Here is a 23,810-nt window from a genome sequence, read left to right as displayed (position 1 = left end):
TTATTTTTTTGGAGCTAGAGTAAGTTCAACTGAGAATTTCGCCGTGCAGTTGTCCTGTCCGGTTATGGTTTGCGTTCCTTTAATAACATTGTCTTTGATATCATCAAGAATAACATTCATTTTTACTTTATTTTTTGCAATACTATCACTGCTGAATTCGAGCATTATTTTATCGGCAAGATATTTTGCTTTAAATACTCTAATAATTTTTTTGTTGTTGATGACATAAGTGTATATTCCCGTAGAATCAGATGCAAATTGCCAAGATTCATTGCGCTGATCTCCAATTACATATTGATTACAGCTAGATTCTTTGCACAGCATTTTACTATTCCAGAAACCTTTAATAGTTTCAGGCCATTCTTTAATAAACTCAGGTGCTTTTACAGTGTCTCTTAAAGCCGCTATGCTGTCGCGCATTAGCACTAATGCTTTGTAGTCAGCCTCTTTTTTTTCAAATTCTTCTTCTTTTAAATTTAGTGCTTTTTCTCGGTTTTGCAGTTCAAGCTCTTTTTTACTTTCACATGAAATTAAAATATATGTAAGTACTAATGATAGAAGTAATTTTTTCATAGATTTTTTTTTTGGATCTACAATTTAGCCATTATATACCGCTCTCCCAAAAAAAAGAGTCATAAAATAAAAATTGATGCAAAAGATTCTGATGAAATGAATAAAAAAAATAGGTTTCAGACAAAGAATTATAACGCAAAAATGCAGATCTCACTTGTTTATTATTTTGCGCTTGTTAATGGTAAGAATCGGTTTATTTTCAGATAAAACAGAATCAAGAAGAAAAAAAGCATTGTCTGCCTATTTTATAATGTGGAAGACAATGCTTTTGAGTTTGTCGTGAGTTATCCCTCGCAGCAAATTTTAGCTACTAAAAAAGAAAATATGCAGCGAAATACACATTTGAACCGAATGTTGTCGCAATTTGATTTTTGCCTATTAACTACAAAGTAGAAATAGGTGAAGAAAAATATAAATTATCCTTGAATTTGGGTACTGTAGAAATGCTTTTTTGTAAAAATAATTAAAATGGAATTCTGTTATGTTATTCCTGTAAAAAGTTCACTTTTTTTAGCACCTATAATTTTTACTATCTTATCAAGCTTAGACAATTTTAAATCCACATTTTCTGTTTCAATTTTATTGTATTGGCTTAATGACATTTCCATCTGAATAGCCACATATTCTGTAGTTAACTTATTTCTTTCTCTGATTTCCTTAATTTTTATACCAATCATATCACTAAATGCATTAAAAAATTAATACTATTACTAAAACTAATGTCTGTAGTAATTAGAACAATCATTTATTAAAATTATTATCCCAAACACAGATAAATTTTAATTTAAATTTTAAATTCCAGCACGTTTTTTTAAATTGAAAAACTTTTTAGAAAGTTAAATTTATAGACTAAAGATAGAAAAAAAAACAATCTGTTGCTAAAAATAAAGCATTGATTTTTAGTAAATTATATGTATTGTTTAGGAAAATACTTAAATAAAAAGGCTTTAAAATTATTAAATTATTAACAAGTAATAGATTATGTTCATACATTTTTCTCATCTTAAATACATTTAATTTTAACGTATCTATTGAAATTGTCTCCATATATATATTATTCGGGAATTTTTTAACTATATTTCTATAATTATAGTAAAAAGATTACGAATTTGATCAGCCATAAATTTTATTATGATCGTTATTTATTTTATTAATTGGAGGTATCTTTTTAGAAAGAATATTGAAGGACATTTAATATTTCCTGGAAAGGAAAATATGGCTCTATTTTATCAGATTTTATAGAATAGTTTTGGTTACACTATTTTTGTTCTAACTTTTTAGAAGCGGACTATATTCAAATTTTCATTAAATAGGGCAGGATGCCCTTGTAGAGTATTGATGCATTTAGATAGAAATGCAAGGAATAAAAAGAAGCGGATAATTCAAAATGAGTTGAAGTTATTCCTTTCTAAAGGGACAAAATTAATATAGTGAAAAACAGAATTGAAGTTACTGCCCAGTTATATAGCAGTGCAAAAATCAGAGCAATGCTTTTAATTACTTGGGCAGTTGAATTTCTTATTGTTATAATGGATTTTTTATTTCTTACAATCACTTTTTGCCGCTTAGACAAAAAAGAAAATAACTTGTAGATTTTATTTAAAAATGATCTCTTCTTCTATTTGTTTTATTTTCAAATAATACAGCGACATCAAATCTAAATATAAACTCGATCGATACATCTAATACAGTAGCTATTTTTTCCAATTTGGAAACAGTTAGATCTACTTCACCTCGTTCAATTTTTCCATAGCCACTCGTACTCATTTTAAGTTCATCGGCGACATATTCCCGAGTAAGGTTTTTTAATTCTCTTATTTTTTTTATATTTCTATACACAGTAGGATTCATCTTGTTAAACGTAAATTTAAGGGCTTACTTTAGCTACATTAATTCAAATGTAAATATTTCGTATTTCTATTTTTTACTACGATTGAACTTTTAATTCCTGATTAAGGACATTTTGATACTAAAATGATGGCTTGTAGTCAGATTTTTTTTTATTTAAAATATATCTAAAAATAATATTTTATTTGTCAATAAAATATTATTAAATACTCTTTTTATTATTTTTTTAGATCTAAATAAAATGCAACGCTATAAAATAAAATTAATTGCATGAAAATCAATATTTTGGTAAAAATAAATAAAATTGATTAAAATTTTCTGTATTTGAGTTATAATAAATTTTATTACAGTTGAGAAAAACAAATATCATTTAAAATATATTTTATAAAATACTGATAAATCTTTCTCTTTTATCTTCGAGATGATGGAATATCGGTTTTAAAATTTTGATAATTCATTCAAAGATTTGTACTAAATTTAGTTGTGAAACAGAAGCAATATTTTGTAAATAAGTATTGCTTTGTTGATTTCTTTAATTGATTATAGATAATTTTTATTAATTCGCCACGACAGCTTTTTGCGTTTTGTGTTTAATTTTTAAAATGCATCCCAGAGATTCTAAAACAAGGACGTAGTGAGAGTTAGTCACTTCCTTGATTACAGCAGAATGATTTAAAAAAGGGCCTGAATCTACTTTAATTTTTTCTCCTACATTGTATTGGGTAACACTAATCGCTCCGTCTTCAGCAAGCCATTCTTTTATGGTGCTGATTTCTTTATCTTTTACAACAGCATGCTTTCCCAACCAATATAAATAACGGATAGCTCCACGAGATAAAAAAACTAAATTTCGGTCTTTATCAGCTAATTGAACAAATATATAATTGTTAAAAAGCGGTATTTCCACTGTTTTTTTTCGGTCTGAATATTGCTTAACAGATTTTATAAAAGGGCAATAGCAGTTTACACCCAACATTGTCAATTGGTCAACGACTCTTTTTTCCCATTTTGGTTTTGTGTATATAACGTACCAGTTCATTTTATGTTGTTTTGATATTTTAAAATATAATTTTTTGTCTTTGTTTCTAAAATATTAAGAACCTATAGCCTTATATATGAAACCAATAGATTCCAGTTCAGTTTTATTTAAAATATTTCTGCCGTCAAATACAAAAGCTGGTTTTAGCATAGAATCGTATATTTTCTGCCAGTCGTAGGCAATAAATTCATCCCATTCTGTCAAAACTGCAATTGCGTGCGATTCTTCACAAGCTTCGTAAGGATTTTGATAGGAACCTAAACTCGCTTTGTTTTCAGCCTCTGATCTGGTTTTTAAATAATCTAGATCTGCAAGTATTTTTTCTCTGCTTACTTTAGGATCGTAAACAGCAATTTTTGCTTGCTCTGCAATTAAGTCATCTGCAACATAAATAGCTGCTGATTCTCGGGTATCATTAGTGTCCTTTTTGAAAGCCCACCCAAAAAAAGTTATTTTTTTATCAGCAACCGTATTATATAAGGTCTGTGTTATTTTAGTAGAGAATCTTCTTTTCTGATGATCATTCATAATAATAACCTGTTCCCAATAATCAGCTACTTCATTTAATCCGTATGAGTTTGCGATGTAGACTAAATTTAAAATATCTTTTTGAAAACAAGAGCCTCCAAATCCTACAGAAGCTTTTAAAAATTTAGATCCAATTCTGCTGTCCATTCCAATTGCTTTTGCCACTTGATTAACATCGGCGCCGGTTTTTTCGCAAAGTTCAGATAGGGCATTTATTGAAGAAATTCGCTGTGCTAGAAAAGCATTCGCAGTAAGTTTCGACAATTCTGAAGACCAGACATTTGTGGTTAGTATTTTTTCCTCTGGAACCCAATTCATATAAACATCAACCAGTGCCTGTATTGCTTTTTGTCCTTCCTCAGTTGTTTCCCCGCCAATTAAGATTCTGTCAGGATTTAATAGATCGCTAACAGCTGTTCCTTCTGCCAAGAATTCAGGATTGGATAAAATTTGAAACTGGACTCCGTTTCCGGTATTATCTAAAATACTTTTGATTGCCTCAGCTGTTCGTACGGGTAGTGTTGATTTTTCTACTACAATTTTATCATCTTTTGAAATTTTAGCAATTTGTCTGGCGCAGAGTTCAATATATTTTAAGTCGGCCGCTTTTCCTTTTCCTTTACCGTACGTTTTGGTCGGAGTATTTACAGAAATAAAAATGATTTGGGCTTCTTCTATTGCTTTTTCAACATCTGTTGAGAAAAATAAGTTTCTCCCTCTGGCTTCCTCTACAATAGCACTAAGTCCTGGTTCGTATATAGGTATGTTTGCCACATCTTTATCATTCCATGCAGCTATACGTTCTGCATTTAAATCAACAACCGTAACTTGTATGTGTGGACATTTTTTAGCTATTACAGCCATTGTTGGTCCGCCAACATAACCGGCACCTATACAGCAAATTTTAGTGATTTTATTTTCCATAATATTTTATCTGTTCTTCTTTTAATGTTAATTGATTATTTATTGCTATTTGTTTTTTTGAATGCGTTACTATATATAGGTAAAATTTCAATATTAATTTTTGAGAGTTTTTTGTTGTATTTAGGGCAATCGTCTTAAAGAGACTTTTTGTTTCAATTAGTTAATATAGGTTAGTGAAATTAATTCTGTTTCAGTTTTTTTCAGTCTCTTTTCAATTGTAATTATTCCTTATTAAGACTTTTTAACCACTAAATTAAGTTTCAATTACTCCTACACTATCTTAATTTTGTCTTGTTGGCAGTTGCTTTTTGTAGTCAATTTCCACATTTTATAAACTTAATCAGTTTTTAAAAAAAATAACTTTTATTTTTTTGGGATAGTAAAAATGGAACTATTCACGGGGAACCCCTGTCCAATTCTGAAATATTTTCTGCAAAATACCCTTACATCCCTCATTTTTTTGAACTCATATAGAAAATTCACAACCAATATTTAGTCATTATGAAAACAGGAATAACCTTTAGTGCTTTTGATTTACTGCATGCGGGGCATGTGAAAATGCTAGAAGAAGCGAAATTACATTGTGATTATTTGATTGTTGGATTGCAGACTGATCCAACCATAGACAGACCTACAAAAAACAAACCCACACAGACAGTTGTTGAACGTTATATTCAATTGAAGGCGTGCAAGTTTGTTGATGAAATTGTCCCTTACACTACAGAACAGGATTTAGAAGATATTTTAAAAGCTTTTCAAATTGATGTGCGAATTGTAGGTGATGAATATAAAGAAAGAGATTTTACAGGCAGAGCCTATTGCGAAGAAAAAGGCATTGCGCTCTATTTTAATACGAGAGACCATCGTTTTTCGAGTTCTAATTTAAGAAGAGAGGTTTTTCAGATTGAATTATTAAATGAGAAAATATGAACTCAAGAAATAAAATAGTACATGTTGTTCTCACGGGAGGAGTTGGAAGCAGACTGTGGCCACTGTCCCGTAAGAGCCAGCCAAAACAATATCTCGATTTATTTGAAGGTAAATCATTATTTGAGTTGACTTTAGAACGAAATGCCGCTGTTGCGGATGATGTTGTAGTTGTTGGAAACAGAGATAATAGCCATCTGACGGAAAAGGTCATGAAAAAATTAGCAATTCCTTTTACGCATATCATCGAAGCTACACCAAGAAATACGGCCGCTGCAATTGCTTTTGCTGCATTTAATGCTGATTTTGATGATATATTGATTGTAACACCCTCTGATCATATCATTGATGGAGAAGTGAAATATAAAGCAGCGTTAGATCAGGCTATAGGTCTAGCTAAAAATGATTTTTTAGTGACTTTTGGAATTCAGCCTTTAAGACCGGAAACGGGCTATGGATATATTGAATTTGACGGAGATGCAGTATTGGCATTTCATGAAAAACCAAATTTAGAAAAGGCAATATCTTTTACAGAAAGCGGCAGTTTTTTGTGGAATAGCGGTTTGTTCTGTTTCAAAGCTGGAATCTTTTTACAAGAGTTAAAAGCACAGGAGCCAGAGCTTTATAAGTATGCCGAATTGGTTTGGCAAGATAATGTCAATGGTTCATTAAATTATGAATTATCGCTTCAAATACCTTCTATTAGTGTGGACTATGCTGTAATGGAACGTAGCAAAAACATAAAAGTTGTTGCCGCTCATTTTGATTGGTCAGATTTGGGATCTTTTGAAGCAGTATACGATTATTTAATGGAAAACGGACATACGGCAGATCTTAATGGAAATATCGTAATTGGTTCTAATGTGCATACGGCCTTTGTAGGTTTAGAAAATTGCATATTGGTTCATACTCCAGACGCTCTTTTGGTTTTACAGAAAAAGAATTCACAAGACGTTAAAGAAGTTTATCAGCAATTAGAGTTATCTGGTTCTTGCTTGATTTAGCAATCAGTTTATATTAAAACTAAATCAAAGTCAAAGAAAATCAGAATTGATCTCTCAAAAGTAAAAATAAAAACATAAACATAAATAATTATGGCTAAAGTAGCACTTATCACAGGAGTAACCGGTCAAGACGGAGCTTATTTAAGCGAGTTTTTATTAAAAAAAGGCTATGTCGTTCACGGTGTAAAAAGAAGAAGTTCTTTATTTAATACAGATCGTATTGATCATTTGTATCAGGATCCGCATGTAAATAACCAACGTTTTATTTTGCATTACGGTGATATGACTGACAGCACGAATTTAATTCGTTTAATTCAGCAGATCCAACCAGACGAGATTTATAATCTTGCAGCAATGAGCCATGTTCAGGTGTCTTTTGAAATACCAGAATACACAGGAAATGCCGATGGTTTAGGAACACTTAGAGTTTTAGACGCCGTTCGTTTATTGGGATTAGAAAAGAAAACTCGTATCTATCAGGCTTCTACGTCTGAATTATACGGAAAAGTACAAGAAGTTCCGCAGACGGAAACAACGCCTTTTTATCCTCGTTCTCCTTATGCCGTTGCAAAAATGTATGCCTATTGGATAACGGTTAATTACAGAGAAGCATACCAAATGTATGCTTGTAATGGAATTTTATTCAATCATGAATCTCCTGTTCGTGGAGAAACATTTGTGACCCGAAAAATTACTCGTGCGGTTTCCAGAATTGCTTTAGGATTGCAAGATAAATTATATCTAGGTAATCTGGATGCACAAAGAGATTGGGGACACGCTAAGGATTATGTTCGCATGATGTGGATGATACTTCAGGCAGATGAACCAGAAGACTGGGTTATTGCAACAGGCACTACAACTCCGGTTCGTGAATTTGTAAGGATGAGTTTTGCTCATGTTGGAATCGAATTGGCATTTGTAGGAATTGGTGCAGATGAAAAAGCTTATGTTGCAGCTTGCCGTAATCCTGAATATCAAATCGAAATAGGAAAAGAAGTTTTGGCAGTAAATCCGCGTTATTTCCGTCCAACTGAAGTCGATTTATTAATTGGTGACGCGACCAAAGCCAATACTAAACTTGGCTGGATTCCAGAATACGATCTACAGGATTTAGTTACCGATATGATGGAATCGGATGTGAAATTAATGAAAAAGGACCATCATCTTGAAGGTGCAGGATACCAAACAATGAACTATTATGAATAAAACGAGTTTGGATAAATCAGCAAAAATATATATTGCCGGTCATCGCGGGATGGTTGGTTCTGCAGTTTGGAGGGCATTAGAAAAGAAAGGATATTCGAATCTAATAGGTCAGTCCAGAGACGAATTGGACCTGCGCAGTCAGGAAGACGTAAGAGCATTTATGTACAAGGAAAAACCAGATGCGGTTATTGATGCTGCGGCAAAAGTAGGAGGTATTCTAGCGAATAGCGATTATCCATATCACTTTATTATGGAGAATATGCTGATCCAGAATAATTTGATTGATACAGCTTTAAAGGCAGGAGTTGAAAAATTTATTTTTCTAGGCAGTTCTTGCATTTACCCAAAAATGGCTCCGCAACCTATACTTGAAGAATATTTGCTAACCGATTTTTTAGAACCAACAAATGAATGGTATGCTCTGGCAAAAATTTCGGGAGTAAAAGCTTGTCAGGCTATCCGAAAACAGTTTGGAAAAGATTATGTGAGTTTGATGCCAACTAATCTATTCGGGATCTATGATAATTTCGATTTGACTAGTTCTCATGTTTTGCCCGCTATGATGCGCAAATTTCATGAAGCTAAAGAAAATGATCACTCGCCTGTACAACTTTGGGGATCTGGAAAGCCATTAAGAGAATTTCTTTTTGTTGATGATCTTGCTCAAGCAGTAGTTTTTGCTCTGGAGAATAAACTGCCAGAACATCTTTATAATGTTGGAACAGGAGAGGATTTAAGTATTCTGGAGTTAGCTCAAATGATTCAAAAAACTGTAGGACATGAAGGGACTATTATTTGGGACAGTACAAAACCAGACGGTACACCAAGAAAATTAATAGACAGTTCCAAAATGAACAAATTGGGATGGAAGCATGAAGTAAGCTTAGAAGAAGGAATTGAGAAAACATACAACTGGTTTGTAGCCAATGTAGAAAATGTTAAACAAAAAACTTTTTAGTCAGATTCTAAAAAACACTTAAAAGTAAAATTTCAGGTTTTTATTTTCATATCTGATGAAAATGCGATTGAAGTGATAAGACTGGATTCAAATATTTCTAATGAATCATTTGATTTTTAAAACTAAAAAATATGGATCAAAGTAAAGTATTGGTTTTTGATGACTTTCATTATTTTTCGAGATTTCTAAAATATGAGTTTAAAGACATCAAATTTACCACTGGAGACAGAAAGGCAATTATTGATGGAAATGGAATAGAAGCAGATCATTCCTTAGTTGTTTTTGTCTTTTATTCTGAAGACGATTTAATCGATTTATTAAGATTATATGCTCACGGAATTCAGCTATTAATTTGTAATCATTGCCCGAGATTCATGAATAAGTTTTCAAATATAAAAAATATAGCGGTATTAGATTGTTTAGAGACAAAGATGGGATATAGAGAAGATTTACGATTTTACTTTAATCAAAAATTTGTCAATACTAAATACGCATAAAAGACGAGGCCATGTTGACGTTAAAACGAATTTTAAATAATAAGGAACATTAAATGACCCAATGAGTTAGCAGTCTCACATGCTGTTGCACAAGATCAATTTTCTTCATGATAGGTCTAATTTTCATTTAATTATAGTGGGGGCATAATTAAATCGTTAGGCATGCACATGTGCTTAGATGATAACTAAGTATAATGAATGCTGTATTCTTTTGGGTCTTTTTTTGTTCTTTTTTAAACCGCATTAAAACGATGCATTTCCAGGCCAGTCACCAATTATAATCTTAAAATTATACGCAATTATGTCAGTATATCAGTCGATAGTAAAAAATTTAGCGGCAAGTGCATTTGGAATGGGGGTTAGTTTTCTTAACCAGATAGCAATGGTTCCTTTATTTATTATGTATTGGGGAATAGATAAATATGCTGATTGGATATTAATTACAGCTCTTTCCTCTTTTTTTGCAATGACAGATATGGGGCTCAACCGAGCAAGCAACAATGAATTTGTAATTAAATACAATCAAAAGGATTATCAGACGTGCTTAAAATTGCAGACCAATGCTTTCTTATTTGTCTTATCGGTATTTGGTGTGTTTCTTTTATTATATCTTTTAATATCAGCGCTTTGGGGGTTTAAGGAGATACTAGGAGTAGAGCATTTTACAGGAAAGGAAACATCTATTGTGTTTGTTTTATTATTGTGTGAAGTTTTTGCTATGATGTATGGCAGAGTTTATCATGGAATTTTCAGGGCAATATCACAGACTCATGTTGTTATTGTTGCAGATAACCTGATACGTATGGCTGAGTTGTTTATATTATTTTGTGGCATCTTTTTTAAAGCAGATATAATTTTAATACTTACCATATACTTACTTCCTTCTTTAGCAGGGATTTTGTTTAAGCATTTTATTTCTAGAAAAACATTTGCATCAGGACTTTCACTGCGCAATTTTGACCGAGCAGTTTTTAAATCGATTATGAAACCGTCTCTAGCCTTTATGTTTTTTCCCTTAGGTCAGGCTATTTCAAGTCAAGGGATGGTGTTTGTTGTCAATATGCTTTTAGGAGGAGCTTTTTTGGTCGTTTTTACGACAACAAGAACACTAGTAAATTTTTTGCGTCAGATGATGAATATGTTATCGATCTCTATTAATCCTGAAATTTGTGCAGCTTATGGCAGAAAGGATTATAAAACCATATTGAGTATCTATAACAAATCGATGGTCATTACATTTACAGCCACTTTACTATGTATTGTTTTACTTCTATTTACAGGTAAAACTATCTATGTCGAATGGACAAAACATGCTGTAGTATTCAATGAAGTTTTCTTTATAGGAATGTTGTTTGTACTCTTGATTTCATGTCTTTCAGGATTGTCAAGTGTTATTCCGCTTTCTACAAATACACACGTTCGCTTTACGATAGTATTTCTAATTTCTCAGCTTGCGGGAGTGTTATTGTGTTATGTGTTCCTGAAGATTGAACCCAATATGAATTTAATTCCGTTAGCACTTGCAATTACAGAATTTGCCCTTCTTGTCTATACCTTAAGAAATAATAATAAGTTTCTTAATATCAGCATAAAAGAAATGTATGCTGGACTATGGCAACAAGCAAAATTTATTTTAAAAAAAAGTAAAACAACTTTTACAGCCAGCTAACCGCTGAAACAATACAACTAAATCCAGAAAAATGTCAATCAAAAACACTTACCGACAGTTAGTAAATAAGTACGATTTATTTACTGTGTTTCAAATTTGGAGATCCGGAAATAAATACACCTCAAAAGCATTAAACAGCAATTACGTTACAGCGACACCTACCATTCATTTCATACACAGATATATCACCAATAACACGGGCGACAAAGTTTGCGGATACTATCAGTATTTCCTTTCGGAATTTGAACATTACAAGTGCATTGTTCACGATGTGAATAAAGTGGATATCTCATTGATAAAAAACAATGATGTCATACTTGTAGGGGGCGGAGGATTGCTTAATGCTATGCCTGAGTGGAATTATAATATCAATAAAGCAGCAAAAAAAGCAGGAAAAGCAGTGGTATGGTCCGCAGGATTCAATTCTAATTCAAAACAGAAAATCAATAAAAAAATAGATTTCAAAGCTTTTGATCTGGTAGCTGTCCGCGATTTCAAATACAATGATTTTCGTTATGTGCCTTGTGCCACTTGTGCTTTGCCAGAATTAAACCAAACGTATCCGATTACCAGAAATATTGGGGTAGTGGCACATAAAGACGTTCCGCACCATCTTCCTGATGAAATACATCAATTTGATAAAATTACAAACAGTGCTTCATTAAAAGAAATGATCGAATTTATAGGTAATTCTGAAGTTGTTTTAACCAATAGTTACCATGCCGTTTACTGGAGTATTTTAATGAAAAAGAAATGTGTCCTGTTTGCCCCAAGATCTGAAAAGTATGATTTTTATAAATATCCACCGGTTTTGTTTTCCGGAGATTTGGCCAAAGATATTTCTCAGGCTGTCATTTACCCTGATGCACTAAAAGAAAGTCGTGCTCTAACAGATGAGTTTGTTCAGGATATAAAACTTTTAATAGAAAACAAGCACTTTAATAACTAAAGAGCTGCAATCTAAGCTGTTTCATTTTTATCAAAAAACCTTTATAATACATATAAGAAAGTGAAGATATTATCTGTAGGAGGTATGTCAGGCTTGTCAAATACATGTCTGCACCGTCATTGGGCGCTAGAAAAGATTTCAGATGAAATTGATACGGTTAATACACGTATGAAGCCTTTTTCGATTTGGTATCGGGTTGCACATCGTCTGTTCCAATGGGGTCTGGGGATCAGTCTGCCTGATAATTCATCAGCCAACAAAAAAATAAAGGAGTTTATAAATAAAGCTAGCCAGTCTCCTTATGACGTTGTTTGGATCGATAAAGGAATTACAATAAACAGGAAGACTTTGACATATATCAGGAAGTTTTCACCAAAAACAAAGATTGTCAGCTATTCTCCAGATAATATGGCATTACGACACAATCAGAGTCAAAATTATCTTGATTGTATTCCGCTTTATGATGTGCATTTTACAACAAAATCTTATATTTTTTCGGACATGCGGCGTCTTGGAGCCAAAAGAATCGAATTTACGAACAAGCATTATGAACAGACTTTCCATTATCCGAGAATTCTTAACGAAGATGAAATACAGCGGTTGGGAGGCGATGTCGGATTTATCGGTGCTTGGGAAAAAGAACGATGTGACAGCATTTTATATTTAGCAAAGAATGGAATAAAAGTTAAGGTTTTTGGAGAAAAAAAATGGAATGATTATAAAATTGAAAACTTAGAAATAGAGCCTGGAATTTATTCAGAAGATTATTCTAAGGCATTGCAGGCATTTAAAATTTCTTTGTGTTTTTTAAGAAAAATGAACTCTGACACCCAAACTTCCCGAACGATGGAAATTCCTGCTTGCGGCGGTTTTATGCTTGCCGAGAGAACAGCAGAACATTTAGAATTGTTTAAGGAAGATAAGGAAGCCGTTTTTTTTTCAAATGATGAAGAGCTATTGCAAAAATGCCGCTATTATTTAAATAATGAACAAGAACGCAGGCATATAATTGAAGGAGGAATAGAAAGATGTAAAACTTCTGGATATTCTAACGAAGAGTCTGTTATAAGAATGCTGAAAACTGTACTTAAAAATGATTAAAAATCCGAGAACACGAAATAAAGGAGCTGCTTTAAAATCGGTGACTTATTATATTGATTTACTTGTAGTACTTTCTGTAATTGGCGAAATATTTTTTTTCCCTTCTTGGTATAATTTTGCGGGCTGTGTGATGACAGTTGTTGTCTGGATAATCTTTCGCAATTTTTTCTTTAAGAAGAAAATAATACTGCTGCATCCTTTTTCATTTTTGGCATTTTCATCTATTTTTCTGGCAAGCTTTATTCCTTTAACAGCAACCCTTATAGAATCAAAACCCATAACGTATGGTTTTCAAAACCCGTATGAGACTTTTTTTTATCAAACACTGATTTTCATTACAGCCTCATTAGCATTTTATGCAGCAGTTTATAGAAAAAGAAGACGCAATAATTTCATACAGCGCACATTATACAAGCTGAATTTTTTCGAAACAGAAGCTTCTACTTTATGGATTTTAGGAATAATAGGCTTATTGGCTAGGATAAAAAGTCTTGCAGTTGTAAACGAAGTGCAGTATGGAGATGCAGGAAACAAGTTTTTAGAAGGATTAATATATTTACAATATGCTCCTATAATTATGTTTTTTCCTAGTTTGTCAGGATTGCCTTATAACAAGCTGCGTAATAATATGGTAATTGTTTATGTTTCATTCGTGTTTATTTTAAGTTTTGCTTCAAATAGCCGCCAGCAGATGATCTATCCCATTTTTACGGTTCTGCTGCTGTTTATGCTTTATCTTATAAAAAACAATATTTCCATTTTCAGCTTTCTTTCTCCTTGGAAAATGGGAGTGATAGTATTTTTTATATTTTTTGGTTTAGGGTTTCTGTCGGATATCTCATTAGCAATGCTTGCGAACAGAAAAATTCGTAATGATGTGAGTAGGAGTGAGCTATTGGATAATACTATAGAAACCATGCAAAATGATAAGCTGATGGAAAAGCTTAGAAATACCTCAATAGAAGCACAAGACAATGTCTTTAGCTACAGCCGAGGCTGGGATGAAACATATCTGAATAATTTCATGATTAACCGATATGGAAATGCTAGAGTTGTTGATCAGACCTTATACTATGCTGATAAAATAGGTTATGGCAATGAAAAAATGCAACAAAGTTTTTATGAAAAGATTTTGGCTATATATCCGCTTCCTTTTTTATCTCTACTAGGAATTACAGTTGACAAAGAAGAATTAGAGTATTCTCCTGGCGACAAGCTTTATTTTACGGGTACGCATTCTCCTTCTGCATTAGGAGGATTCCGAGTTACAAGTCTTGTAGGAGATGGTCTGGCGACATTTGGTTATTGGTGTTTTCCTATAGTATTTGTATTGCTATTTGCATCATTTACACTAATGGACAGTCTCGTTCTGTTCAAAAATGGCGACATATTATTCTCTACGCTAGGGCTGATAAATATATTTGGTTTCTTAGGCATTTTCAGGAATTCTATTAGTAGCATTGTTCCGCTGGCTTACATTTTACGAGGGTTTTGGCAGCAATGTTTTATTTTTTGGATATTGGTTTTTTTTATAAAAATGATACAATTGCCATCAAGAAAACAGAAGATAATTAGATCGCAGCCCCAAATGTAAACGGTCCTAATTTTCTAAATAATTCCATAAAGAAACCTATTTGAAACTGTTAAAAGCAGTCAATATTGGTGAATCAATCCTACTTAGACCATATAATCATGAAAATAGTATTATTTACCCATCCTAGTTTTATAGGATCGCAAAGCATGCCCAGATATGCAAAAATGCTGGCTGACGGGATGCAGCAAAAAGGCTACGAAGTGCTGACTTGGCAACCAGAGGCTTTCTTTCATAAATTGCCTTTTTCACCAATAAAAAAATGGTTAGGATATATAGATCAGTACCTTGTTTTTCCTTTAAAAGTAAGATCAAAACTCAGATATTGTTCTAACGATACAATTTTCGTATTTGCCGATCAAGCTTTAGGCCCTTGGGTGCCATTAGTAAAAGCAAAACCTCACGTTATTCATTGTCATGATTTTTTAGCATTGAATTCTGCTTTAGGTAAAATTCCGGAAAATCAAACTCGAGGAACTGGCAAAATATATCAGGGTTTTATTCGAAACGGGTTTTCTAAGGGAAAACATTTTATATCGATATCAAAAAAAACTCAAGAGGATTTGCATGAACTCCACAAAGGTAAAATTTCATCCTCAGTAGTTTGTTATAATGGTTTAAACAGAGATTTCAAGGTTTTAAATCCTTATTCTTCGCGCACTTCTTTGAAACATCTTTTGAATATTGATTTAACATCAGGTTATATTCTTCATGTTGGAGGGAATCAGTTTTATAAAAATAGAAAAGGAGTTATTGAAATTTACAATGCTTGGAGAGATTCTTCAGATGTTTTTTTACCGCTTCTATTGGTAGGAGCCAAACCTACAGACAAACTAAAAGAGGTATATGAAAAATCTCCTTATAAAAAAGATATCCATTTCGTAATAGGTCTTGATGACGAATTTATTAACGCGGCTTATTCTGGTGCAACCTGCTTACTGTTTCCGTCTCTAGATGAGGGATTTGGCTGGCCAATAGCAGAAGCAATGGCATGCGGATGTCCTGTAATTACGACCAATAAAGCTCCAATGACTGAAATAATTGGTTTGGCTGATTCTTTTCTAATAGAACGCCGGCCTTTTGATGCTTTATTAGTTGAACAATGGAGCAAAAAAGCCTCTAGGCAAATTACCAAAATTATAAATCTTTCAGAAGATGAAAGACAACAATGTATTGCTAAAGGATTAGAGTCAATTAAGAAATTTGACACTGAATTTTTTTTAAATCAATTAGAAGAGCAGTACAAATTAATAATAGAATAACAAGATTATTTCTTGTTGCATATTCTTTAAATACTGAAAAAAATGAAAATACAATTCTTCAATCAGCCTAAAGTAGCCAACAGGAAAATTGAATTGGATTTCCTAAGGGGTTTAGCCATCTTATTGGTTTTGGGATTACATTTTCATACGCCTGCTTCAGGCATATACTTTTTAGATAAAGTGATTACAATTGTTAAATCCTTTGGAGGAACTGGCGTTAACCTTTTCTTTTCTTTAAGTGGTTTTCTAGTAGGAGGACTGTTATTGAAAGAGTTAAAGAACACAGGAGAAATCAATGCTCCAAGATTTTTAATTCGAAGAGCTATAAAAATCTGGCCACCTCTGTATTTTCTTTTAATTGTTCATTTGGTTTCTGGCCACCATCACATGAATACTTTTTTGTGGCAAAATGTTTTTCATTTGCAAAATTATTTTGGCTCATCAATTAATCAAACGTGGTCGTTAGCGGTAGAGGAACATTTTTATCTATTTCTTGCCTTTTTTATAGCATATCAGGCAAAAAATCCACCGAAGAAAATAATACTGAATTTATCAATAGTCATTGCAATATCTGTAGCCTTACGTTTAATTGCCGTAAATTATGGCTATTTGGACGCTACTTTTCGCCAGACGCAATATAGAATGGATAGCCTGCTGTTTGGTGTTATTTTATCTGTAGTGAATATTTATTATAAAGAATCATTTGATCATCTCGCTTCTAAGAGATTTTTACTAAATGTTTCATTTATAGTCTTGGTGATAACCATTTTGTTAACTGTAGATAATCCATATCTAGACCGAAGAATTGGATATTTTGTTCAGGCTATTGGTTTTACATTGTTAATTGTTCAGGCTGTGACTTCTAAATCCAGTCTTAAAAAGAGTTTGATTTATCGCTTTATAGGATGGATCGGAATTTATTCGTACGGAATTTATTTATGGCATTCGGTGTCTGTTGGGCCTTCAAAAAAAATCCAAAAGATACTTTTTGCTCAAGGCCATAATGAGCTGACTATTCTAATTGCCGTTGTGCTGTTTCAGTTATTTCTAAGTTTATTTTTAGGATATATAACTTCAACTATTATCGAATGGCCTTCATTGAGTTTGAGAGATCGTTTTTACCCATCAAGTAAAAAAAGCGATCATAAGGAGACAGCTATCACTGTAGAATAGCTTAGAAGTATCATCACGATTTATAATAAACAATCATAGACAGGAAATGAAAGTACTTAGAATTATAACCTCCATGAATCCAAAAACTGGAGGTCCGTGCCAGGGAATACGCAATGTGAATCCTTTTATTAAACAATTAGGTACAGAGGTCGAAGTAGTGTGTTTGGATAATGCAGAGGAAGAGTATGCCATAAAAGATGATTTTATTATTCATAAAATAGGACAAGGCAGAACTTCTTATCATTATAAACCTCTATTATATAAATGGTTAATAAAGAATGCTTTGAAATATGATGTTGTAATGGTTCATGGTCTTTGGCAACATTACAATTTGATGGTGTACAAGGCGGTAAGCTCTTTGAAAAAATCGTATCAAAAAGTACCAAAAGTTGTAATCATGCCACATGGAATGTTAGATCCTTATTTTCAAACAGCAGCAGATAGAAAATGGAAGGCATTGAGAAATGAAATTGTTTGGCATTTTATAGAAAAAAAATGCATTAATCAAGCAGATGCCCTTTTTTATACTTGTCAGGAAGAATTGCAATTAGCAGCCACAACATTTAAAGGCTATAGTCCGAAAAAGACAATTAATGTGAGTTATGGAATTCAGGCACCGCCAATCAGAAAACTAGAATTTGATACTGCATTCTTTAAAAAATGTCCCGAAGTGGAAAATAAAAAATATTGGCTTTTTTTAAGCCGTATTCACGAGAAAAAAGGAATTGACTTATTGATTCGGGCATATAATCTACTTTCTCTAAATAATGAAGCTCTTCCAGATCTAGTAATTGCTGGCCCTTATGAGTCTGCATATGGACAGGAAATGATAAAAATGGCTGCAGTGAATTCAAAAATTCATTTTTCAGGAATGCTTCAAGGTGATGAAAAATGGGGCGCTTTCTACAATTGCGAGGTGTATATTTTACCAAGCCATCAGGAGAATTTTGGTATTGCCATTGTCGAAGCATTAGCTTGCGAAAAAGCAGTTTTAATTACGGATAAGATTAATATTTATCGTGAGATTGAAGATGGCGGTGGCGGTTTTGTTGGTGCTGATAATTTTAACGGTATTCTTGGAATTCTGAAAAAATGGGAAGCACTGAGTAAAGATGAAAAAAAAGCAATGGGTACCAATGCATTGGCATTATATCAGAAACATTTTGATGTAAAAAGCACTGCAGAACGATTAAATAAAGTCCTAAAATCACTTATTTAAAATGAATTATCAGAATTTAAAAGAATTTACTGTCCCTAAGACATTTCGCGGAAAATCTAAAATTACCGTACAATTATGGTGGATCGTACAAGGGACACTTTTCGCAATGTCTCCTCAGTTTTTTTATGGATGGCGCCGTTTTCTTCTTAGATCGTTTGGGGCCAAAATTGGAAAAGGTGTGTTGCTAAGAGCTACTGTCAGGATTACTTATCCATGGAATGTAGAAATAGGAGATTATAGCTGGGTAGGTGAGGATAGCGTTTTGTATAGCCTTGGCAAAATTAAAATAGGCAGCAATGTTGCCTTGTCACATAAAGTCTACATCAATACTGGCGGACACGAATATGATAAAACTTCTTTTGATATTTTTTCCAAACCAGTAATTATTGAAGATCAATGCTGGCTTACAAATGATGTTTATGTGGCTCCAGCAGTAACCATAGGCAAAGGATCAATAATCGCAGCAAGAAGTTCAGTGTTAAAGAGTATTCCAGAAGGAAAAATATGTGTAGGAACTCCTGCTGTTCCAATAAAAGACAGATTATAAAATTATAAAAATGGCAAAGTTTTTAATTACCGGAGGATCAGGATTTATTGGCACCAATTTGATCAATAAATTACTGAAGGATAGTCATCAAGTATTGAGTATCGATATCAAAGAACCTAAATCAAAGGAGCATCAAGCGATTTTTAGAATGGTAAATTTATGCAGTGCGGAAGAATTAGAGAGCGTGATACTTTCTTATGATCCGGCATATGTAATTCATCTAGGAGCCCGAACAGACTTAAATGGAAAAACACTAGAGGATTATGATGCTAATATTGGCGGCGTAAAAAACCTGCTTCTTGTCTTAGATAAATTGAAAAATTTAAAAAAAGTCATTTTTGCTTCCTCCATGTATGTTTGTCAGCCGGGTTACACGCCTAAAGATTTTAAGGACTTTATGCCTCATACCATTTATGGAGAAAGTAAGGTTTTAACTGAGAAAAGCATCACGGACTGGAATCCTAAATATACGTGGACTATTGTAAGGCCAACTTCTATCTGGGGGCCATATTTTGATGAACCCTACAATCTTTTTTTTAAAATCGTACTTTCCGGAAATTACTTTCATATGGGCAGTAAAGCTTGTAAAAAAACATATGGTTATATCGACAACTTTATTTATCAGATAGAATCAATTGTTTTTTCAAATAAAGCTCAAGTAGATCAAAAAGTATTTTATCTGGGAGATTACGAGCCTTATAATATTACCTCATGGGCAGACGAAATTGCAGGCACTAAAAATATAAAAATTCAAAATATTCCATATTCTGCTTTTGTTGCAGCCGCTTTTATTGGTGATTGTTTAAAACTAGTCAGAATTAAATTTCCAATGACAAGTTTTAGATTAAAAAATATGACTACAAATAACTTTTTTGACTTAAATGAGATCAAAGAGTTAGCACCTAATTTGCCTGTATCCAGAAATATAGGAACCAAACAAACAGTTGAATGGATGGCTAATAATTATAGTTAATAATTAAGAGCTATAATTTTTTACTTCATTTTTTCAATTTACGATTAAAGCTTTTCAGCAGGAATCAGATCTATTATTCTTATCAGGCATTAAACTATTAATTTATATAAATAATATAATTTATGAAAGCTTCAATAATCACTATTTGCTACAATAGAAAAAATACTATTGGCAAATGTATCGAAAGTGTTTTAAATCAAAACTATAATGATATTGAATACATTGTGATCGATGGAAATTCGACAGATGGTACAAAAGATGTTATTCAATCCTACGCCGACAAAATAACCAAATACATTTCAGAACCCGATAAAGGAATGTATGATGCCATTAATAAAGGTTTAAAAATGGCAACTGGAGATATTGTCGGCTTAATGCATTCGGATGATGAGTTTTATGATGCCGATGTTGTTAGTAAAATTGTAACTGCTTTTCAAGGAAATGTTCAAACAGCGGGAGTTTATGGAGATGGCATATATGTTACCAACGATGCCGAAGAAAAGGTGGTTCGCAATAGAATAGGAGGGAAATTTGTTTTCGAAAAATTGAAGTCAGGTTGGCTTCCTTTGCATCCTACTGTTTATTTGCGAAAATCTGTGATAGAGAAACTAGGCGGTTATAATCTAAACTTTAGAATTGCTTCTGATACAGAATTGCTTCTTCGCTATTTATTTGTCAATAAAATAAAACTGGTGTACCTGAGCAAGTATATTGTCAAAATGAGAATGGGCGGACTAAGTACTTCTTATAAAAGAGCTTTTGAGGTATTTATTGAAGATTATCGTATTTACAAATATCATGGTCTGCCAGCATTTAAAGCAGTTTTTCTGAAGAAGTTAATCGCTCTCAGACAATACATGTACGTCAGCTAAATTAATTACTCGATTTATCTCCGAATGAAAATAAAAAATGTGCATAAAAAAAGTATCAATATCATTTTTTTATTGTTGTGTATCTGCAGTATTTTTTACTATTCATGGATTCATAGCCCAGGTTTAGAAACCGAAACTTATCTGCCACTTTGGATCAGGAAGTGGAGTAATCAATATTATAATTTACGAACTGCTGTTCCATTTGTAGTTCTTGGCTATTTATTAGAAGTATGGCAAGAGTTTACTAATGTTTCAGCGACCGAAAACAGATCTCTTTTTGGAGCAAAAAACTTAATAATAATTGTTGTAGTGGTCTGTCTGGCAGAGGGTGGCCAATTTTTTGTAGCCACACGCCAGCCCGATTTTAGAGATGTTTTCTTTGGAATTTTGGGAGGTGTTTTCGGTTGTTTACTATATCATTTAATTCAAAAAATCAATTTTTCATTTAGAAAAAATGCGTAACAGACATAAATTTACCTTTATTTTTTGCAGTATCATTTCTGATTTTTTTGCGATAATCGGGGGTATCTATCTTTTTTTCAACTTTTCAGAGCAGGCTTCTATTCAATGGAATGTTTTTGCTTTTGAAAACAGTTATCTCTACGCTGTAGTAGGATGGCTATTAGCAGCGTTATATTTTAATTTGTACCGACTGGATACTATTTTTATCCTGACTACTTTTTATCATAAAAGCTGGAATGTATTTTTGGTTCATTGTTTATCTTGGCAAGTCTACCTTCTGGTCTTTCAGGGAATAAAGGATTATCGATTAGTAGTAAGCGCTAATTTACTGCAGCTTAGTTATTTATTTGTATATCTTTTATTGTCCAGAATTATTTTTACGCTGGTTTTAAACAATATAAAAAAGTTTATAAGAAAACCTTTTATAGTAGCCATTTGGGGGTTTAATGCTACGAGTATACAATTAGCTTCAAAACTGGAGAGCAACGCTTATTTTTATGATTTTCCTGGAATTATAAATGATATTGACGAAGAGATTTTTACCGATAAAGAGACTTTTGGAGAAGCGCTCTCAAATGCTATATCGAAAGCTTCAGGAAACGGCATCCAAGAATTATATATTGTAGTAAAACCACAATTTATAAATGATTTGCATAGCTATTTTGAATTGGCCGACCGCCATTGCATGCGTTTGAAATTTGTTCCAGATTTATCTGCAATTTCAAAATCTTCTTTCAGCAGTTCTTCTTACGAAAACTTTCATATCATACGTCCTCGTTATGAACCTTTGCAAAACGCATATAATCGATTGGTCAAACGCATATTTGATATTGTATTTAGTTTGGCCGTACTCGTTTTTATTTTATCATGGCTGTACCCATTAATGGCTATAATAATCAAAATGCAAAGTAGGGGACCTGTTTTGTTCAAACAGCTTCGTACAGGAAAAAAAAATGAACCTTTTTGGTGTTATAAATTTAGAAGCATGACTGTAAATAGTCAAAGTGATAGTTTACAAGCTCAAAAAGGAGACGCAAGAGTTACACCCATAGGAAAATTTATTAGACGAACTAGTATTGATGAACTGCCTCAGTTTTTTAATGTTTTATTAGGAAAGATGAGTGTAGTAGGGCCTCGACCTCATATGCTTAAGCATACGCAGGACTATAATGAACAGATTAATAATTTTATGGTTCGCCATTTTGTAAAACCTGGTATCACTGGTTTGGCTCAAATTTCAGGCTGCAGAGGAGAAACTAAACATGTCTCCGATATGCAGCGAAGAGTAAAGGCAGATATCGATTATTTACAAAGTTGGAGTCTCATTAAAGATATTAAAATCTGCATATTAACCATAATTGTAACCCTGAAAGGGGATGAAAATGCTTTTTAACTAAAAAAAAAAATGTTATGAATATCACTATTGCATATTATTTAGCGGGTTTGATCACTGGCGTTTCTATTGCTGGTTATTTTATTGGAAAGGAATTATACCGTTTTTATATAAAAGACAAATTGCAAAAAAAACAACTGGATCGATTGTCAAAATTGAATGACAACATGAATGACAACATGAAATATAAAGAAGAATTTCAATTGAAAAGAATCAATTAATTGATTAGCAGATTCTAATCAGTTGAACGCACACTTTTTCGAGTATTTCGAAAAGACAATACTAGTTCCGTCTTTTAAACGCCATTATTTTTAATTATTTATACAAATTATATGAATCGTCCCTACATTATATTTATTATCGTTATTTTATTTTCATCCTGCGCATCAAAAAAAGACATCATTTATTTTCAAGATGCAGCTAATTATACTTCAATTCCGACTTCAATTCCAGCTGTTTTAATCCAGCCAAACGATATACTTAGTATTCGAATTGGCGCTCTGGTTCCTGAGACAGCATTACCGTATAATATACAAACAGGAAATGAAGCAACTAATTCTACATTAGATTTACTAAAAATTCAAGGCTATTTAGTATCTCGTGATGAAACAATTGTACTGCCCATTTTAGGAACTGTCAGTACAGCAGGATTATCTGTAAATGATTTGCAAAGTAAGATTAAATCAGAGCTCGAAAAGGGCAAGCATTTAGTAGATCCTACAGTTGCAATTCGAATTTTGAATGCTAAAGTAACTGTTCTCGGTGAGGTGAAGTCACCCGGTACTTATACATTTCTAGAGCAGTCGCTATCTGTTCCGCAAGCTTTAGGCTATGCTGGAGATTTAACGATAAGCGCCAAGCGAAATGATATTTTGTTAATTAGAGAATCAGGCGGCAAGAGGATGATGATGAATGTGGATTTGACCACAGCAGACTGGATGAATAATCCTCAGTATCAGATTCGCCAGAACGACGTATTGGTTGTTAGTCCAAATACGGCAAAAGTAAAAACGGCCGGGTACATAGGCAGTACAGGCACTGTGCTTACAATTGCTTCATTGATACTAAGTACGGTCATATTATTAACAAGATAAA

General features: G+C 32.8%; 24 protein-coding genes. 19 read left to right on the top strand and 5 right to left on the bottom strand.

Annotation, left to right across the window (positions count from 1 at the left end):
- The 5 genes from QLQ96_RS18350 to QLQ96_RS18330 all read right to left on the bottom strand — a co-directional run bounded on the left by QLQ96_RS18350 (position 1) and on the right by QLQ96_RS18330 (position 4,912).
- Positions 1-573 (bottom strand): hypothetical protein, encoded by a 573-nt coding sequence (locus QLQ96_RS18350; protein WP_482492358.1) that lies wholly within the window; start codon positions 571-573, stop codon positions 1-3.
- 479 nt (positions 574-1,052) lie between these two features.
- Positions 1,053-1,250 (bottom strand): helix-turn-helix domain-containing protein, encoded by a 198-nt coding sequence (locus tag QLQ96_RS18345; RefSeq protein WP_482492357.1) that lies wholly within the window; start codon positions 1,248-1,250, stop codon positions 1,053-1,055.
- A gap of 922 nt (positions 1,251-2,172) precedes the next feature.
- Positions 2,173-2,424, bottom strand: coding sequence for a helix-turn-helix transcriptional regulator (locus QLQ96_RS18340; protein ID WP_482492356.1), 252 nt, complete (start codon positions 2,422-2,424; stop codon positions 2,173-2,175).
- A 553-nt stretch (positions 2,425-2,977) separates the two neighbouring features.
- Positions 2,978-3,460 carry a UpxY family transcription antiterminator gene (locus tag QLQ96_RS18335; protein ID WP_482492355.1) on the bottom strand — a complete coding sequence of 161 codons (483 nt, stop codon included), beginning with the start codon at positions 3,458-3,460 and terminating at the stop codon, positions 2,978-2,980.
- Positions 3,461-3,514: 54 nt separating this feature from the next.
- A complete protein-coding gene (locus QLQ96_RS18330) occupies positions 3,515-4,912 on the bottom strand; it encodes a UDP-glucose 6-dehydrogenase (RefSeq protein ID WP_482492354.1) in 1,398 nt (465 codons plus the stop codon).
- A 501-nt stretch (positions 4,913-5,413) separates the two neighbouring features.
- Between QLQ96_RS18330 and QLQ96_RS18325 the strand changes: the two genes are divergently transcribed.
- From QLQ96_RS18325 to QLQ96_RS18235, 19 genes are all read left to right on the top strand, one after another.
- Positions 5,414-5,842 (top strand): adenylyltransferase/cytidyltransferase family protein, encoded by a 429-nt coding sequence (locus QLQ96_RS18325; RefSeq protein ID WP_482492352.1) that lies wholly within the window; start codon positions 5,414-5,416, stop codon positions 5,840-5,842.
- Complete coding sequence (locus QLQ96_RS18320; RefSeq protein WP_482492351.1) at positions 5,839-6,843, top strand: mannose-1-phosphate guanylyltransferase; 1,005 nt, start codon at positions 5,839-5,841, stop codon at positions 6,841-6,843. Before QLQ96_RS18325 ends, QLQ96_RS18320 begins: the two co-directional genes overlap by 4 nt.
- Before the next feature lie 90 nt (positions 6,844-6,933).
- Entirely contained in the window at positions 6,934-8,049 is a 1,116-nt protein-coding gene (gene gmd, locus QLQ96_RS18315; protein ID WP_482492350.1) for a GDP-mannose 4,6-dehydratase, read from the top strand.
- Between the two features lie 7 nt (positions 8,050-8,056).
- Positions 8,057-9,007 carry a GDP-L-fucose synthase family protein gene (locus QLQ96_RS18310; RefSeq protein WP_482496980.1) on the top strand — a complete coding sequence of 317 codons (951 nt, stop codon included), beginning with the start codon at positions 8,057-8,059 and terminating at the stop codon, positions 9,005-9,007.
- A gap of 131 nt (positions 9,008-9,138) precedes the next feature.
- Positions 9,139-9,504 carry a hypothetical protein gene (locus tag QLQ96_RS18305; RefSeq protein WP_482492349.1) on the top strand — a complete coding sequence of 122 codons (366 nt, stop codon included), beginning with the start codon at positions 9,139-9,141 and terminating at the stop codon, positions 9,502-9,504.
- A gap of 301 nt (positions 9,505-9,805) precedes the next feature.
- Positions 9,806-11,173, top strand: coding sequence for a lipopolysaccharide biosynthesis protein (locus QLQ96_RS18300; RefSeq protein ID WP_482492347.1), 1,368 nt, complete (start codon positions 9,806-9,808; stop codon positions 11,171-11,173).
- A 31-nt stretch (positions 11,174-11,204) separates the two neighbouring features.
- A complete protein-coding gene (locus QLQ96_RS18295) occupies positions 11,205-12,122 on the top strand; it encodes a polysaccharide pyruvyl transferase family protein (RefSeq protein WP_482492346.1) in 918 nt (305 codons plus the stop codon).
- A 60-nt stretch (positions 12,123-12,182) separates the two neighbouring features.
- Positions 12,183-13,223, top strand: a complete 1,041-nt coding sequence (locus QLQ96_RS18290; RefSeq protein ID WP_482492344.1) for a CgeB family protein — start codon at positions 12,183-12,185, stop codon at positions 13,221-13,223.
- A gap of 40 nt (positions 13,224-13,263) precedes the next feature.
- A complete protein-coding gene (locus QLQ96_RS18285; RefSeq protein WP_482492342.1) occupies positions 13,264-14,817 on the top strand; it encodes a hypothetical protein in 1,554 nt (517 codons plus the stop codon).
- A gap of 98 nt (positions 14,818-14,915) precedes the next feature.
- Positions 14,916-16,076 (top strand): glycosyltransferase, encoded by a 1,161-nt coding sequence (locus QLQ96_RS18280; protein ID WP_482492341.1) that lies wholly within the window; start codon positions 14,916-14,918, stop codon positions 16,074-16,076.
- Positions 16,077-16,118: 42 nt separating this feature from the next.
- Positions 16,119-17,249 (top strand): acyltransferase family protein, encoded by a 1,131-nt coding sequence (locus QLQ96_RS18275; RefSeq protein ID WP_482492339.1) that lies wholly within the window; start codon positions 16,119-16,121, stop codon positions 17,247-17,249.
- Between the two features lie 46 nt (positions 17,250-17,295).
- Positions 17,296-18,468: a glycosyltransferase gene (locus QLQ96_RS18270; RefSeq protein ID WP_482492338.1), complete on the top strand. Its 1,173-nt coding sequence runs from the start codon at positions 17,296-17,298 to the stop codon at positions 18,466-18,468.
- 1 nt (position 18,469) lies between these two features.
- The gene (locus QLQ96_RS18265) at positions 18,470-19,015 is read left to right on the top strand and encodes a WcaF family extracellular polysaccharide biosynthesis acetyltransferase (protein ID WP_482492336.1); all 546 of its coding nucleotides are present in this window, start codon (positions 18,470-18,472) and stop codon (positions 19,013-19,015) included.
- 10 nt (positions 19,016-19,025) lie between these two features.
- Positions 19,026-19,988: an NAD-dependent epimerase/dehydratase family protein gene (locus tag QLQ96_RS18260; protein WP_482492334.1), complete on the top strand. Its 963-nt coding sequence runs from the start codon at positions 19,026-19,028 to the stop codon at positions 19,986-19,988.
- A gap of 122 nt (positions 19,989-20,110) precedes the next feature.
- Positions 20,111-20,860, top strand: coding sequence for a glycosyltransferase family 2 protein (locus QLQ96_RS18255; protein ID WP_482492332.1), 750 nt, complete (start codon positions 20,111-20,113; stop codon positions 20,858-20,860).
- Between the two features lie 24 nt (positions 20,861-20,884).
- Positions 20,885-21,322: a VanZ family protein gene (locus QLQ96_RS18250; protein ID WP_482492331.1), complete on the top strand. Its 438-nt coding sequence runs from the start codon at positions 20,885-20,887 to the stop codon at positions 21,320-21,322.
- On the top strand, positions 21,315-22,715 hold the full coding sequence (locus QLQ96_RS18245) for an exopolysaccharide biosynthesis polyprenyl glycosylphosphotransferase (RefSeq protein WP_482492330.1): 1,401 nt from the start codon (positions 21,315-21,317) through the stop codon (positions 22,713-22,715). The genes QLQ96_RS18250 and QLQ96_RS18245 overlap by 8 nt, the downstream gene beginning before the upstream one ends.
- 17 nt (positions 22,716-22,732) lie before the next feature.
- The gene (locus tag QLQ96_RS18240; RefSeq protein ID WP_482492328.1) at positions 22,733-22,936 is read left to right on the top strand and encodes a hypothetical protein; all 204 of its coding nucleotides are present in this window, start codon (positions 22,733-22,735) and stop codon (positions 22,934-22,936) included.
- A 111-nt stretch (positions 22,937-23,047) separates the two neighbouring features.
- The gene (locus QLQ96_RS18235) at positions 23,048-23,809 is read left to right on the top strand and encodes a polysaccharide biosynthesis/export family protein (protein ID WP_482492327.1); all 762 of its coding nucleotides are present in this window, start codon (positions 23,048-23,050) and stop codon (positions 23,807-23,809) included.
- The last annotated feature ends 1 nt before the right edge of the window (position 23,810 follow it).

The organism is Flavobacterium sp. B167r (assembly GCF_056824315.1).
The sequence above is the reverse complement of the archived record's forward strand: the minus strand, read 5'-3'. Positions and strand labels throughout refer to the sequence as shown.